Annotated in this window: 13 protein-coding genes; 3 read left to right on the top strand and 10 right to left on the bottom strand. The window is 65.8% G+C overall.

Annotated elements, in window-relative coordinates; translation table 11 throughout:
- Nucleotides 1-5 precede the first annotated feature (5 nt).
- Both J5474_RS19980 and J5474_RS19975 read left to right on the top strand, forming a co-directional pair.
- Nucleotides 6-818, top strand: coding sequence for an ABC transporter substrate-binding protein (locus J5474_RS19980; protein ID WP_209363385.1), 813 nt, complete (start codon nt 6-8; stop codon nt 816-818).
- A 43-nt stretch (nt 819-861) separates the two neighbouring features.
- Nucleotides 862-1,731, top strand: coding sequence for a helix-turn-helix transcriptional regulator (locus J5474_RS19975; RefSeq protein WP_209363383.1), 870 nt, complete (start codon nt 862-864; stop codon nt 1,729-1,731).
- 225 nt (nt 1,732-1,956) lie between these two features.
- Here the strand turns inward: J5474_RS19975 and J5474_RS19970 are convergent, their stop codons facing one another.
- From J5474_RS19970 to J5474_RS19930, 10 genes are all read right to left on the bottom strand, one after another.
- Nucleotides 1,957-3,285 (bottom strand): sigma-54-dependent transcriptional regulator, encoded by a 1,329-nt coding sequence (locus tag J5474_RS19970; protein WP_209363380.1) that lies wholly within the window; start codon nt 3,283-3,285, stop codon nt 1,957-1,959.
- Nucleotides 3,286-3,414, bottom strand: coding sequence for a hypothetical protein (locus J5474_RS23020; protein WP_280842534.1), 129 nt, complete (start codon nt 3,412-3,414; stop codon nt 3,286-3,288). It lies immediately after the preceding gene.
- Nucleotides 3,411-4,664: a c-type cytochrome gene (locus J5474_RS19965; RefSeq protein WP_209363378.1), complete on the bottom strand. Its 1,254-nt coding sequence runs from the start codon at nt 4,662-4,664 to the stop codon at nt 3,411-3,413. Before J5474_RS19965 ends, J5474_RS23020 begins: the two co-directional genes overlap by 4 nt.
- A complete protein-coding gene (locus J5474_RS19960) occupies nt 4,664-5,824 on the bottom strand; it encodes a formate dehydrogenase subunit gamma (RefSeq protein WP_245216611.1) in 1,161 nt (386 codons plus the stop codon). The genes J5474_RS19965 and J5474_RS19960 overlap by 1 nt, the downstream gene beginning before the upstream one ends.
- 263 nt (nt 5,825-6,087) lie before the next feature.
- A complete protein-coding gene (fdh3B, locus tag J5474_RS19955) occupies nt 6,088-6,681 on the bottom strand; it encodes a formate dehydrogenase FDH3 subunit beta (protein WP_209363374.1) in 594 nt (197 codons plus the stop codon).
- 13 nt (nt 6,682-6,694) lie between these two features.
- Nucleotides 6,695-9,673 carry a formate dehydrogenase subunit alpha gene (locus J5474_RS19950; protein WP_209363372.1) on the bottom strand — a complete coding sequence of 993 codons (2,979 nt, stop codon included), beginning with the start codon at nt 9,671-9,673 and terminating at the stop codon, nt 6,695-6,697.
- A gap of 202 nt (nt 9,674-9,875) precedes the next feature.
- Nucleotides 9,876-10,061, bottom strand: a complete 186-nt coding sequence (locus tag J5474_RS19945; RefSeq protein WP_209363370.1) for a twin-arginine translocation signal domain-containing protein — start codon at nt 10,059-10,061, stop codon at nt 9,876-9,878.
- A 77-nt stretch (nt 10,062-10,138) separates the two neighbouring features.
- Entirely contained in the window at nt 10,139-10,741 is a 603-nt protein-coding gene (locus J5474_RS19940; RefSeq protein WP_425342903.1) for a TorD/DmsD family molecular chaperone, read from the bottom strand.
- Nucleotides 10,738-11,442: a DUF3306 domain-containing protein gene (locus tag J5474_RS19935; RefSeq protein ID WP_209363368.1), complete on the bottom strand. Its 705-nt coding sequence runs from the start codon at nt 11,440-11,442 to the stop codon at nt 10,738-10,740. Before J5474_RS19935 ends, J5474_RS19940 begins: the two co-directional genes overlap by 4 nt.
- The gene (locus tag J5474_RS19930; RefSeq protein ID WP_209363421.1) at nt 11,439-11,975 is read right to left on the bottom strand and encodes a DUF3305 domain-containing protein; all 537 of its coding nucleotides are present in this window, start codon (nt 11,973-11,975) and stop codon (nt 11,439-11,441) included. Before J5474_RS19930 ends, J5474_RS19935 begins: the two co-directional genes overlap by 4 nt.
- Nucleotides 11,976-12,346: 371 nt before the next feature.
- Between J5474_RS19930 and J5474_RS19925 the strand changes: the two genes are divergently transcribed.
- Entirely contained in the window at nt 12,347-14,284 is a 1,938-nt protein-coding gene (locus J5474_RS19925) for a 4Fe-4S binding protein (protein ID WP_209363366.1), read from the top strand.
- Nucleotide 14,285: the final 1 nt, after the last annotated feature.

The following is a 14,285-nucleotide window of genomic DNA, read 5'->3' as shown; positions in this document are numbered from 1 at the left end:
ATATCATGACTTTCAGAAACTTGACGCTGGCAGCGATGCTGGCGACGGCCCCGCTTTGCGCGCAGGCCGAAGAGAGCATCATCGTGCAGTCGACCACATCGACGGCAAATTCGGGACTGTACGATTACCTGCTGCCGCTCTTTACCGGCAAGACCGGGATCACAGTGAACGTGGTCGCCGTCGGCACCGGGCAGGCGATCAAGAACGCTGCAAACTGCGACGGCGATGTGCTGTTGGTACACGCGAAACCGGCAGAGGAAAAGTTCGTCGCCGAAGGCCGCGGAACGCAGCGCACCGACCTGATGTACAACGATTTTGTCGTTGTCGGCCCTGCGGCTGACCCCGCGGGCATCGCGGGGTCGCATGACATCGAGGCGGCGCTGAAGTCAATTGCCGACGCAGGCGCGGCCTTTGCTTCGCGCGGGGACGATTCCGGCACCCACAAGGCGGAAATGCGTTTGTGGCAGGCGGCGGGCGTGACGCCGGACGGCGACTGGTACCGGCCAACGGGGTCGGGCATGGGCGCCACGCTGAACACCGGCATCGGCATGGGCGCCTACGTGCTGACCGACCGCGCGACGTGGATCAACTTCGGCAACAAGCAGGATTACCAGATCGCCGTCGAAGGCGACGACGCGATGTTCAACCAGTACGGCGTCATCCCGGTGAATCCGGCACGCTGCCCGGCGGTAAAAGTCGACGCGGGGAAGGCCTTCTCCGACTGGCTGCTTTCGCCCGAGGGGCAGGAGGCCATCGCGGGATACAAGATCGACGGTCAGCAGCTGTTCTTTCCCAACGCACCCAAGGTTGCTAACTGAAGCCATGGCGGGCACTGCCCCGCGCGGGCCGTGGGGCAGTGCAATGACCGAACATGAATTCCTGACCGTTCCAGAGCTGGCCGATCTGCTGCGGCTGAAGGAGCGCAAGATCTACGACCTCGCCGCAACCGGCGAGGTTCCCTGCACGCGCGCCACGGGGAAACTGCTGTTTCCCGCCGCGGGCATTCGGGCATGGCTCGACGCCCATTCCGAGGGCGCGGTATCCAAGGCACCCCGCCCCGGCGTGGTGCTGGGCAGCCATGACCCGCTGCTTGACTGGGCGATCCGCGAGTCGCGTTGCGGGCTGGCGACATACTTCGACGGGTCATCAGACGGGCTTGCGCGTTTCCGGCGGCGCGAAGGGGTGGCGGCGGGCCTGCATCTGCTGGATCCCGACGGACGCGAGTGGAACGTGCCGCGAGTCGCAAGGGAGTGCTCCGGGCAGAACGCGGTTCTGGTCCGCTTCGCCGCGCGCGAACGCGGGCTGGTGCTGGGCCGCGACGTGACGGGGATCGCCGGGATGGCGGACCTCGCCGGGCGCCGCGTGGTGCCGCGCCAGCCGGAGAGTGGCAGTGATCTGCTGTTCGGCCTACTGGCGGCAAAGGCCGGGCTGGACATGGCGCGGGTAGACCTAACCGAGGTTACACGCACCGAGACCGAGGCCGTGCAGGCGGTGGCGCGCGGCGATGCCGAGGCAACGCTTGGGCTGCGGTCCGTGGCGCGCGACTTTGGCTTCAACTTCGTGCCGCTGATCGAGGAGAGATTCGACCTGGTGGTGAACCGCCGCGCGTGGTTCGATACGGGCATGCAGCGGCTGATGGTGTTCTGCCAGTCCGAGGCCATGGCAGAGCGCGCCGAGCGCATGGGCGGCTACGACCTCACCGGGCTCGGCACTGTGCGCTGGAACGCCTGAACGCGTGGGCGGAGGCCGCATCGCGCGAGCACGCCATTATCCCGGACATCGCAAGGATGCCGCGACCCGCAGTTTCCGGGTGTGGGGCGCGCCTTTCGCGGCGCGGGCGTTATCCCCGCAGATTTCGCGTTTGCCGCGCCTTGCGCGGCGGGGGCGCTGCCCCCGCACCCCCGGAGGTATTTGCGAAGCAAAGAAGCAGGGGGCGGGGTTGCCTGAAGCGCGCGATCATTCGTCCCAGGCGGTCACCTTGCGGTCGATGGTCTTGCGCGAGACGCCGAGGCGCCGGGCAGCCTCGGCGCGGTTGCCGTCGCAGAGGTCGAGCACGTGCAGGATGTGGCGCTGCATCACCTGGTCGAGGCTCTCGATGGCGCGCGGGCCGGTGACGCGGCTGTCGCCAGCGAACTCGGGCGGGAAGGCACCGAGGATCACCGAGCGCTCCACCGTGTTGCGAAGTTCGCGCACGTTGCCGGGCCAGTCGTAGCGCCGCATCTTCAGCAGCGTGTCGGCTGGCAGGTCGAGCGCGGGAAGGCCCAGCGTGGTGGAGAACTGCTGCATGAAGAGGGCGGCGAGTTCGGTGATATCTTCCGAGCGGTCCTTCAGCGGCGGCATGTGGATGCGTACCACGTTGATGCGGTGATAGAGATCGGCGCGGAATTTTCCCTCGCGCACGGCCTCTTCGAGGTCGGCATTGGTGGCGAAGGTCAGGCGCAAGTTCAGCGGGAAGTCGCGTTCGGCCCCGATCGGGCGCACGCGCTGGTCCTCCAGTACGCGCAGAAGCGCCGCCTGCACCTGTTCCGGCATCTGCGCCACCTCATCGAGGAAGAGCGTGCCGCTGTCGGCCAGCAGGAAGAGCCCCGGCTTCAGCGTGTCGCCGGGGCCATTGATGCCAAAGAGCTCCTGCGCGATGTGGTCCGGCGCGATGGCGGCGCAATTCACCGGCACGAAGGGGCGGTCGCGGCGGTCCGACAGGCGGTGCAGGGTGCGCGCGGCCAGTTCCTTCCCCGTGCCGGAGGCGCCGGTGAACAGCACCGGCGTGGGCAGCGGCGCGAGCTTGCGCAGGAGCGCCTTTACCTCTGTCAGAGCGGCGGAGGTGCCCAGCATCTTGCCGCTCTGCCCTTCGGCATTCAATTCGTGGCGCAAGAGTGTGTTGTCGCGCCGCAGGTACTTGCGATCAAGCGTGCGCGCCACAGCGCCAAGGATCTGGTTGGCGCGGAAGGGTTTCAGGATGAAGTCGCTCACCCCCGCCCGCAGCGCGGCGATGGCGGTTTCGAGGTCGGCGTAGGCGGTGATCAGGATGGTATCCGCCATGAAGCCAAGCTTGCGCTGTTCGCAGACCCATTCCAGCCCTGTCTTGCGCGGCATGACATTGTCCAGGATCACCAGGTCGAAGTGGCTTTCGTCGAGCTTCTGGGTGGCCTCATCGGGCGAGGCGGCCAGTTCGACCCGCTTGACGCGCGGGCCGAGGGTCTTGAACAAAAAGTTGCGCATCCCCGGTTCGTCGTCGATCACCAGGACCTGCGCCCCTGCAAGGTCGCTGCCGTAGTCCTCTGCCATTCAGTTCAGCCGGACGGAGGCGTCTTCTGCGTGGGTTTCGGCGGTGGAGAATTCCAATGTGTTGAGAACATACCACGCGCCAAAGCCGATCAGGGCGGAAGCGAGGATACCGAGGAACATGGCTTTCATGGGGTGCCTTTCGTTGTGGCCTGCCTGAGCCAGGCGATCAGGGCGGCGCGGTCGTCGCCGCCGGTTATCACCTGCATCGGCATCTTGGAACCGGGGATGTAGTGGTCGGGGCCGCTATCGAACAGGGCGTCGATGGTTTGGTCCGTCCAGATGATGTCGGACCCGGCAAGTGTATCCGAATAGGGGTAGCCCGGAACGCTGCCCGCCTGCCGGCCAAAGACGCCGTGTAGCGTCGGGCCCGCCTTGCGGCTGGGGCCGGGGGTGACGGCATGGCAGATGGAGCATTTGCGCATGAACTGCCGTTCGCCGTTGGGCATGGTATCGGCCGCCCGCAGAAAACTGCGTTCGCCCGAAATGCCGGGAGCGAAATCGTCGAGCGCCGCGACCGGCCAGCCGTAGGCCACATCATCGAGCCCACCGGCCCAGACTGTTTCGCCGTCGGGGGAGAAGGCCAGTGCCCAGACCGGGCCCTGCCGCGTGGCGCGGAAATCCTTTGTTATGGACCAGTCGCGGGTATCGAGGAGCATGATGTAGCCGTGCCCGTCACCCACCGCGATCCGGTGCGTGGTCTCATGGTAGGCCATGGCGAGGATCGGGCGGCGGTCAAGCGTGATATCGGCGATGTCTTCGCCCTCATGCGTGACGACGCGGGTGCCACCGTCGACCGCACCGTAGGCGATCCAGTCCCGCGTCACGATCACCTCGTTGATGCCGAAGCCGTGCGAGAGGATCTGCCGCTCTTCGCCGCTGCTCAGGTCATAGCGCATGAGCAGGCCATTGGAGGTGCCCGCAAGGAGCACTGTCGGCCCGTCGAACGCCACCGCGTTGACGCCGCCGGGGGCCTCCAGCAGGCGGCCCTCCCCCGTCGGGGACCAAAGCCCGATGGTGCCATCCCACGACGCGGCGGCGATCTGGTCGCCATTGGCGGCCAGCGCCGTGACCTTGCCCTTGTGCCGTCCCACGATCCGGGGCGTATCGCCCCAGAGCCGGACAGAGAAATCATCCCCGGCCGACACCGGACCGGCATCCGAGAAGAGCACCGTGTTGACCGCCGCCGCGTGCCCTTCGAGCCAGCGCGGTGCGCGCTCGGACCACAGGCCCACGGAGTTGTCGAAACTCGCTGTAGCCACCGCGCCTTCGGGTGACACGGCGATACCCATGATCGGGCCGCCGTGTCCCTTCAGCGTGGTGAACTCCTGCGCCTGCGCCGCCGAGGCGCAAAGCAGCAGGAGCGCGCTCACCCAGCGCATCACTCGGCGGGATGCGCCTTGCCGGGCGCCTCCGCCTCCTTCGCCTTTTTCTTGGCGTACCAGATGGAGTGGTGCTGCTCCGCCCAGTTTTCATCCACTTCGCCGGACCCCATCGCCTCGAAGGCACCTTCCATGCCGACGGAGCCGATGTAGATATGCGCGATGATGATTGCCATCAGGACGAAGGCCACGATCGCGTGCCACAGCTGGGTCAGCTGCATTTCCTCCTGCGGGGCCAGCGCCACCGGCAGCGGATCCCTCCCCAGCAGCGACGGCACGCCCAGGTCGTTGAGCAGCAGGAAAGTGCCGTTGAACAGCGGCATATCCATCGGGAAGAGCAGCGACAGCCCCGACAACGAGATCGAGCCGCCGAAGAGCACCACGGACCAGAAGATCATCTTCTGCCCGGCATTGAACTTCTTCGCTGGCGGGTGATTGTTGCCAACGATGCCACCGAACTGCTTGAACCAGATGATGTCCAGCTTGTCGGGGATGTTGTGCCAGACCCACAGCACGAAGATCAGCCCCACGCCGAGCATGAAGGCCCAGCCGACATTGTTGTGGATGTACTTCGACCCCAGCAGCAGGATCGAATTCGCCTCATGTCCCATGATCGGGATCAGGAACTTGCGCCCGAAGAGGGTGAAAATTCCGGTGAAGGCCAGCAGGATGAAGGACGCCGCCGTCATCCAGTGCACGAAGCGTTCGAAGCCCATGAAGCGGGTCACGGTCTTGCCCGTGCGACCACCCTCGATACGGACGCGGCCGCGCAGAAGGAAGAAGACCCCGAGCAGGCCGATGGTGCCGAGCAGGAGCCAGCCGCCCCAGGTGCGCAGAGGGCCTGCGCGGAATTCGAGCCAGCGCATACCGCCGGACTGGATCATCACCGCTCCCACCTCAGTGTGGGTGGAGACGGTCGGATCTTCGAGCCGGTCGTAGCGAATGGCGCGCCACAGATCGGGGTCCGAAGAGGTCCCCAGCGGCGCAAGGTTCGGCGGCGGTACGGCATCGCCACCGATGTTGTCCGAGCGGAAACTGTCATCGATGGGCAGCCCTTCCTGACGGCGCAGGATGTCCTCCAGCGTTTGCGCGCCGCCCGTTTCCTGTCGGGCGGCAATCAGACGGGCCTCTACCTCGTCGACGTCGCGCGCGGGCGTCATCCACCATGCGGTGAGGGCGATCACGAGGATCAGCAGGACGAAGACGAGTGCTTCTCCGGTGCGGGTTTTCATGCGTTTCCCCATAGGCGCGCGGTCCCATCCGACCGGTCTCACGCCATAAAGGGCGAAGTCCCGTAAGACCCCGCCGGTACGTTCACTTTGGCGATGCAGGCCGGGGATTTCCCCGGCCCACCTGGACGGTCTGGGCCGTCATTTCGTTTGTCCGGCGGCAGTATCGGCCACCGCCGGACACGCGGGCGGGATCAGCCGCCCTTCTGGTCGTAGGCCGTGCCCCAGCCCCACGCGCCCGAGCCGAAGCCGCGGGCCACGACACGCTCGCGGTAGATGGCCGACACGACGTCGCCATCGCCCGCCAGCAGGGCCTTGGTGGAACACATCTCTGCGCAGATGGGCAGCTTGCCCTCGGCGATCCGGTTGCGGCCGTACTTCTGGAACTCCGCCTTGGAGTTGTTTTCCTCCGGGCCACCGGCGCAGAAGGTACACTTGTCCATCTTGCCACGGGACCCGAAGTTGCCTGCCTGCGGATACTGCGGCGCGCCGAAGGGACACGCGTAGAAGCAGTAGCCGCAGCCGATGCACAGATCCTTGGAGTGCAGCACCACACCGTCATCGGTCTGGTAGAAGCAGTCCACCGGGCAGACGGCCATGCAGGGCGCGTCGGAACAGTGCATGCAAGCGACCGAAATCGACCGCTCACCCGGCTTGCCGTCCTGGATCGTAACCACGCGGCGGCGGTTGATCCCCCAGGGAACCTCGTGCTCGTTCTTGCAGGCGGTGACGCAGGCGTTGCATTCGATGCAGCGCTCGGCGTCGCAGAGGAACTTTGCTCTTGCCATGTTTCTCTACTCCTTATGCCGGCATGATCTTGCAGAGAGTGGCTTTGGTCTCCTGCATCTGGGTGACAACGTCATAGCCATAGGTCTGTGCCGTGTTGGTGGATTCCCCCAGAACGTAGGGGTCTGCGCCTTCCGGGTACTTGGACCGCAGGTCTTCGCCCTGGAACCAGCCGCCGAAGTGGAAGGGCATGAAGGCCACGCCTTCGCCCACACGTTCGGTCAGCATCGCCTTGACCTTGACCTTGCCGCCTTCCGGACCTTCGACCCAGCACATCGCCCCGTCACGCACGCCGAGATTGTTCCCGTCGCGCGGGTTGATCTCGACGAACATGTCCTGCTGGAGTTCAGCAAGCCAGGGGTTCGAACGGGTCTCGTCGCCGCCACCCTCGTATTCCACCAGTCGCCCGGAGGTGAGGATGATCGGATAGTCCTTCGAGAAGTCGTTCTTCTGGATCGACGCGTAGAGCGTCGGCAGACGGTAGAACTTGCGGTCCTCGTAGGTCGGGTAGTCTGCAACCAGATCGCGCCGGTTGGAGTAGAGCGGCTCGCGGTGGAGCGGCACGGGGTCGGGATATTCCCAGACCACGCAGCGCGCCTTGGCGTTGCCGTAGGGGGCGCAGCCGTGCTTGATCGCGACGCGCTGGATACCGCCGGAAAGGTCGGTCTTCCAGTTCACCTTGCCGATGGCCGACTTCTGGTCGTCCGACATGCCGGCAAGCGCGGAAGTGGTGCCGTCGTCGCTGGTGCCAATGTCGCCCTCGACACCCACGACGGAGGCGATCACCTTCACCTCGTCAGCGGTCAGGTCGCCGTCCCAGCCAAGGTCCATCAGCATCTGCATGGTGAACTCGGGGTAGCCGTCCTGAATTTCCGAACCGGGGTTGTAGACCCCTTCGGCCAGCAGGTTCTGACCCTCACGCTCGACACCGTAGCGGGCGCGGAACGGCAGGCCGCCATCCTTCACCGGCGTGTCGATGTCGTAAAGGTTCGGCGAACCGGGGTGGTTCATCTCTGCCGTGCCCCAGCAAGGCCAGGGCAGACCGTAGAAGTCGCCGTCCGCCGGGCCACCCAACGCCTTCAGGGTCGTCTTGTCGAAGGTGTGCTGGTTCGCCATGTGGGTCTTCAGGCGCTCCGGCGACTGGCCGGTATAGCCCACGGTCCACATCCCCTTGTTGATCTCGCGGAGCGTGTCCTCGATGTTCGGGGTGATGCCGTCGTCCTCGATTGCGATGTTACGGAACAACCGGTCGTGGAAGCCGAACTTCTTGGCGAACATGCCCATGATCGTGTGATCGGGCTTCGATTCGAAGATCGGTGCAACAATGCGGTCGCGCCACTGGATCGAACGGTTCGACGCGGTGACAGACCCGTAGGTTTCGAACTGCGAGGCCGCCGGCAGCAGGTAAACGCCATCCGTCCGGTCGTGCAGCACGGCCGAGACCGTCGGATAGGGGTCGACAACCACCAGCAGGTCCAGCAGCTCCATCGCCTTCTTCATCTCGACCATGCGGGTCTGAGAGTTCGGCGCGTGGCCCCAGAAGACCATGCCACGGACCTTGTTCGGCTGGTCCATGTTCTCGGCGTCTTCAAGCACACCATCGATCCAGCGCGAAACCGGGATGCCGGTCTCGTACATCAGATCCTTGTCCTTGCCGTCGGCGCCCTTCATCTTGCCGAACTGGCCGTTCAGCCAGTCGAAGTCCTCGTCCCAGACGCGCGCCCAGTGCTGCCAGGACCCCTTTGCCAGGCCGTAGTAGCCCGCCAGCGTGTGCGAGAGCACACCGAGGTCGGTCGCGCCCTGCACGTTGTCGTGGCCGCGGAAGATGTTGGTGCCGCCACCGGACACGCCCATGTTACCCAGAGCGAGCTGCAGGATGCAGTAGGCACGGGTGTTGGACGATCCGTTGGTGTGCTGCGTGCCGCCCATGCACCAGATCACGGTGCCGGGACGGTTGTTCGCCATGGTACGCGCGACGCGCTCCAACTGGCTGCCGGGGACGCCGGTAACGCGCTCGACCTCTTCGGGGCTCCACTTTGCCACCTCGGCACGGATCTGGTCCATGCCCCAGACGCGGGTGCGGATGAACTCGCGGTCTTCCCAGGAGTTTTCGAAGATATGCCACAGCAGGCCCCAGACCAGAGCCACGTCGGAACCGGGACGGAAGCGGACGTATTCATCCGCATGCGCCGCCGTCCTGGTAAAACGCGGGTCGCAGACGATCAGCGGGGCGTTGTTCTGCTCCTTCGCCTTCAGCACGTGCTGCAGCGAAACCGGGTGTGCCTCGGCCGGGTTGCCGCCAATGATAAAGATCGCGCGGCTGTTGTGGATGTCGTTGTAGGAGTTCGTCATCGCGCCGTAGCCCCAGGTGTTCGCAACACCCGCGACCGTGGTCGAGTGACAGATCCGCGCCTGGTGGTCGACGTTGTTCGTCCCCCAGTAGCGCGCGAACTTCTGGAACAGGTAGGCCTGTTCGTTGTTGTGCTTGGCGGAGCCGAGCCAGTAGACCGAATCCGGGCCGCTTTCTTCGCGGATCTGCATCATCTGGTCGCCGATCTCGTTGATCGCGTCCTCCCAGCTGATGCGGACCCACTCGCCGCCGACCTTCTTCATCGGATACTTCAGGCGGCGCTCACCGTGGGTGTGTTCCCGAACCGAGGCGCCCTTGGCGCAATGCGCACCGAGGTTGAAGGGGCTATCCCAGCCGGGCTCCTGCCCGATCCAGACGCCATCCTGCACTTCGGCAACGACGGTACAGCCCACCGAACAGTGGGTGCAGACGGATTTCACCACGTCGACCTTGCCGGTGGCGGCGGTCGCAGCGCTGGCCTGCTGGACGCTGCCGCCCGTGGCCGCAATGGCAGCAAGGCCACCAATCGCAAGACCGGAACCGCGGAGGAATCCGCGCCGGTCGACCGAGGTTTTCGCCACCTCGGAAAGGATCGAAGTCCGCTGGGGGCGTCGCGCTACCCCGTTGGTCTTTTTCCTGAGCATGTTTCTATCTCCCATAGCGTGGCTATGCGCCACGCAGGACACTAAGGGGCGGAACAGTCGGGCCTCACGCTACCAGTCGTTCCACCGGCGGGATGCGTCGTCCGGGATGGGTCCGGGCGCAGCCTTCGTCTTGTTTGGCGCGCAGCGGCTCCGGCTTGCGGGGCTGCACGCGGTGCGGGGTCTGGCGCCCCGCTCGCCACGCTCAGAAGCGCGCGGCGGCGTAGTAGGCGCGGGTATGCGCGGTGTCCTGCATCGTGTCCGATGCCAGATCGACCGGCTGTGCCGCTTCGGCTTCCGTGCCTGCAGTGGCGACAGCCACGGCGGCAGCGGGCGCGGCCGAGCCTGCCAGCTTGAGAAAATCGCGGCGCGAAGCCTCTTTTTCCTTCATCTTTCCCTCCATTCTGGTTCCGGTGCCCTGGCCTTCCTCCCCTGGCACCGCTCGTTGCGCGTGGGTCTCCCCACGCATTATCCGAGGCGGAAGGCCTCTGCCTCGATCTCCATGAAGATGCGTCCGACGGTGCCGACCGGGGTGTAGAAGACCGACCCCTTTGCCCCTTCGAGGTCGCCAAAGAAATGTCCCGCCCACGACGCGATGTGGCGGTTGAAGAACTCTTTCTGCTGCGCCAGCGACGCGGGCGACCCAAAGCGGCCGACGATAAGGGCGCCCATCATCTCCATCAGCGACGCGATGTTGTCTTCGGGTTCAAAGACATTCTCCGCCCGTGCCAGCCCGTGCCGGGTCATATCCTGCCGCAGCGCGGCTAGCGGCTTCTCGTTCAGAAAGCCGGTCATGTAGTAAGAAGCGTAGGGCAGCAGCTCGCCACGCCCGAGGCCAATGAACAGACGGTTGTATTCCGACGTCACGCTCTTGGGCTTCGTCACCCTCGCCATCTTCGACAGCGTGGCGATGGCCTGGCCCAGCGGGCTGTCGTCGCCCTCCAACTGCGCAGTCTGCACCAGCAGCATCTCGTCCGGCGGACCGGAAAGGATCAGGCCAAGGAAGTTGTAGAGATCCGCGCGCAAGCGGTCCTCTTCGGCGATCACGGGGGCGGTTGCGGTCATCGTCATCCTCTGGTCTCCTCCGCATCAAAGCGGAAGCGCATCCGGCGCGGGGCCGGAGCGGGCGTTGTGTCGTCGGCCTCGGCGACCTGGGCCGCGGGCTGATATGTCTGCTGATGAGGCTGCGGTTTCGGAGCGGTACGGGCCGACGGGGGGGCGGGGGGGCGCACGGAAACCAGCTCCGGTTCAGCCACTGCGGCATCCCCCTGCCCTGCCGCCTCGGTCTCGACAGCTTCGGTACCTTCTTCTACGGTCTCGGGATCGGTCGCGGTTTCTGCTTCGGCAGCCTTCGCAGCGGCCTCGGCTTTTGCCTTCGCGGCCGCCTCGGCTTCGGCCACCTTGTCGAACATGCCCTTGCCGACCTGATAAAGCGTCTTCATGTCCGGTACGCAGCGCGCGGCGTCGGTGTAGTCCTCGCCGTATTCCAGCAGACCGTCGAGGTTTGCCAGCACCGGGTTGGACCCCCAGTGATGGCGCAGGGCGCGGGTCTTCAGCCTCTGCGGCAGGGCAGATTTCAGAAAGGCCTGCAACTGGTCGATGGACTCGATCTTTTCCGGCTCCGGCAGGCCCGCCTCTTCCAGAAGCTTTGCGTCGGGCGTCTCCGCCAGCGCGTCCTCGGCGGCCTGACGTTCTGCCGCCTCTCGGGCCTCGGCCTCAGCACGATTTTCGGCGGCCACGGCGGCCTTGCGACGCTCCCAGAAACTACTCATTGCAGCCTCCGCCGTTTCAACGCGGGCGAGGCGTAGATATCCGCGGCCTTGCCGATGCGCGGGTCGCCGATGCCGTCCTGCTTCAGGTCGATGCGGGTCTTGTCCCGCTTGCGCTTGATAAAGGCTTCTTCCTGGTGGAATTCCTCGACGAAGTCGCGCACCCAAGCCACGAGTCCGTGCGGCATCGGCACCTTCTCGACCTGCTCTTCGCCGCTGTCGGTGAAATCCTGCGCCTCGTAGGGCGAGGCAGTGATGCGCAGCACTTCGAAGGGCGGCTCCTCCACCCCGGTGCGGCGCAGCACGACATAAAGGCTGGGCAGTTCGGATGCGAGGGTAGCGAGGTAGGCCTCCGTCTCGGCGCCGTGCAGTTCGAGAACCGGGGTCGCCGCATGATATTCCACCGCGTCGCCCTCGCGGCGCATTTCCTTCCACTCGGCGGGACCGGCCCCCGGCAGGACGGCGGCAGCGGTCCAGGCATGACGCACCCAACGGGTAACACCGGGCGTCCGTCGCAGGACGACCCCCACCGGCATGGTGCGATAAGCGTTCGGGTTGTGGATCAAGATCAGTCTCCCTCGGAGCCAAACCGTGGCGCAGGATGTCCGGCCACGAAAGGCTTTTCGTACGCCATGGTATTCCGAATGGCGTTTCGGGTCATTTTGTCCAGCGCCCGGACGGGGTGTCGGGGCGTTCGGTCAACCTGTCCAATCCGACTATTTTGCTCAGAAATCGGGCGGTCTGCGAACCGCGCGAATCACCCAGCCCCATGCCAGGCCGGGCGGCCCGATTCGGGACCGTGGGGACCGTGGAATCCGGTTGTTACTATGGACGAATCATGTGTAGCTAGCCGCTGCACGGCGGGGTCCATAGGCCCCGAAGAGCGCCTGCCCGAAGGAGAAAAACCGTGGTCAAGACTTTGATAACATGTGATTGTCTGGGGTCGCAGAGCATCGATGCCGGAGCCCTGTCACGCACCACGGGACTGGACGTTCGCCCCCCCTGTTCAGCGCTGTGCACACGCGAGGTCGCGGTGGCTGCAGAGGGATTGACGCAGGGGGATGTCGTTTTCGCCTGCACCCAGGAAAGCGCGGTATTCGAGGCCTTGGCAGATGAACTGGGTGTCGCCCCCCCTGCCCTCGTGGATCTGCGGGACCGGGCAGGCTGGAGCGCGGACGAGGCCCCGAAACTGCCCAAAATGTCCGCGCTGGTGGCAGAGGCCATGCTGCCCGCCGCCCCGGAAAAGAGCCTCGACGTCGTATCGGAAGGGTTGTGCCTGATCGTCGGGGCGCCCGAGGTTGCACTGGCAGCGGCCGAAAGCCTGAAGGACCACCTTGGCGTAACGGTGTTGCTGCCGGAGGGCGCCGAGGTTCCCGACACGCGGGACTATGACATAGTCACCGGGCGGATGCGGCGGGCAACCGGCGCGCTGGGACGGTTCGATCTTGTGATTGACGCGCTACGGACAGTGGAACCGGGCGGGCGCGGGTCTTACGCACTGACCGCGCCAAAGGACGGTGCGCGGTCGGACTGCGACATCCTTTTGGACCTGCGGGGCGAGGCGCCGCTTTTCCCGGCTCATGAAAAACGCGACGGCTACCTGCGCGCCGACCCAAAGCGCCCGGAGGCGGTTTCGGCGGCGGTGCTGGCGGCCTCGCATATGGTCGGCACCTTCGAAAAGGTTCTGCACGTCCGGACGGAGCCGCTGCTGTGCGCGCATTCCCGCGCGGGTCAGGTGGGGTGCACGCGGTGCCTTGATCTGTGTCCGACGGGGGCGATCACGCCGAACGGCGAACACGTGACGGTCGACCCGCTGATCTGCGCCGGTTGCGGCGCCTGTTCGGCGGCCTGCCCGTCGGGCGCGATCAGCTACGACGCGCCGCCGGTGGATCTGGTCATGCGGCGTGTGCAGGTGCTGGCGACGGCCTACCGCGACGCCGGGGGCCACGCGCCGCGACTGCTGGTGCACGAACGACATGGGGCAGAGATGATCCGGCTTTCGGCGCGGCATGGGCGCGGGCTGCCCTCTGACGTGATCCCCATGGAGGTGCCGAAGGTCGGCGTCTTCGGCCACGCCGAAATGGTGGCGGCGTTGGGGGCCGGTTTCGCCTCTGTCGCACTGCTGCCGGGGCCGGGCGCGGATATGGCGGCGATCACCGCTCAGGTTACGATGGCACGCGCAATCCGCGATGCGGTGACAGTGATCGACACGCCGGACCCGGATGTGCTGTCGGACGCATTGTATGCGGCGCAGGCCCCTGCCCCGCTCGCCACACCGGTGCGCCCGATGGGTACCCGGCGGCAGATCACCCGGCAGGCGGCGCGGGCACTGCACCCGGAGGGCGGCGCACTGGCGCTGCCGGTGGGCGCGCCCTACGGCGCAGTTCTTGTGGATCAGGACGCCTGCACCCTGTGCCTGTCCTGCGTCTCGCTCTGCCCTTCGGGGGCACTGGGGGACAACCCGGACCGGCCCGAGCTGCGTTTTCAGGAGGATGCCTGCCTGCAGTGCGGGATCTGCGCCACCGCCTGCCCGGAGAACGCCATCACGCTGGAACCCCGGCTGGACCTGTCGGAGGCCGCGCTGCGGCAGCGCGTGCTGAAGGAAGAGGAACCCTTTGCCTGTGTCGAATGCGGCGGGCTTTTCGGGGTGAAATCCACGGTAGAGCGGATCACGCAGAAACTGTCATCGCACGCCATGTTCAGCGGCGAGAAGCTGCGCATGATCCAGATGTGCGACGATTGCCGGGTGAACGCGCAGTTCCATTCCGACGACAGCCCCTTTGCGGGCAAGCAGCGGCCGCGACCGCGCACCACCGAGGATTACCTCAAGCGCCGGGATAACTGAT

It is taken from the genome of Sagittula salina, from assembly GCF_017813235.1.
Taxonomy (GTDB): domain Bacteria; phylum Pseudomonadota; class Alphaproteobacteria; order Rhodobacterales; family Rhodobacteraceae; genus Sagittula; species Sagittula salina.
This window is presented reverse-complemented; position numbering and strand designations above follow the sequence as displayed.

What these genes read in the sequence shown, in the direction of transcription:
- J5474_RS19945 (WP_209363370.1), bottom strand. Translation starts at nt 10,061, where the DNA reads ATGAAGGAAAAAGAGGCTTCGCGCCGCGATTTTCTCAAGCTGGCAGGC.
- J5474_RS19965 (WP_209363378.1), bottom strand. Translation starts at nt 4,664, where the DNA reads ATGCGCTGGGTGAGCGCGCTCCTGCTGCTTTGCGCCTCGGCGGCGCAG.
- J5474_RS19940 (WP_425342903.1), bottom strand. Translation starts at nt 10,741, where the DNA reads ATGACGATGACCGCAACCGCCCCCGTGATCGCCGAAGAGGACCGCTTG.
- fdh3B (WP_209363374.1), bottom strand. Translation starts at nt 6,681, where the DNA reads ATGGCAAGAGCAAAGTTCCTCTGCGACGCCGAGCGCTGCATCGAATGC.
- J5474_RS19975 (WP_209363383.1), top strand. Translation starts at nt 862, where the DNA reads ATGACCGAACATGAATTCCTGACCGTTCCAGAGCTGGCCGATCTGCTG.
- J5474_RS19930 (WP_209363421.1), bottom strand. Translation starts at nt 11,975, where the DNA reads ATGCCGGTGGGGGTCGTCCTGCGACGGACGCCCGGTGTTACCCGTTGG.
- J5474_RS19950 (WP_209363372.1), bottom strand. Translation starts at nt 9,673, where the DNA reads ATGCTCAGGAAAAAGACCAACGGGGTAGCGCGACGCCCCCAGCGGACT.
- J5474_RS23020 (WP_280842534.1), bottom strand. Translation starts at nt 3,414, where the DNA reads ATGAAAGCCATGTTCCTCGGTATCCTCGCTTCCGCCCTGATCGGCTTT.
- J5474_RS19980 (WP_209363385.1), top strand. Translation starts at nt 6, where the DNA reads ATGACTTTCAGAAACTTGACGCTGGCAGCGATGCTGGCGACGGCCCCG.
- J5474_RS19970 (WP_209363380.1), bottom strand. Translation starts at nt 3,285, where the DNA reads ATGGCAGAGGACTACGGCAGCGACCTTGCAGGGGCGCAGGTCCTGGTG.
- J5474_RS19935 (WP_209363368.1), bottom strand. Translation starts at nt 11,442, where the DNA reads ATGAGTAGTTTCTGGGAGCGTCGCAAGGCCGCCGTGGCCGCCGAAAAT.
- J5474_RS19960 (WP_245216611.1), bottom strand. Translation starts at nt 5,824, where the DNA reads ATGACGCCCGCGCGCGACGTCGACGAGGTAGAGGCCCGTCTGATTGCC.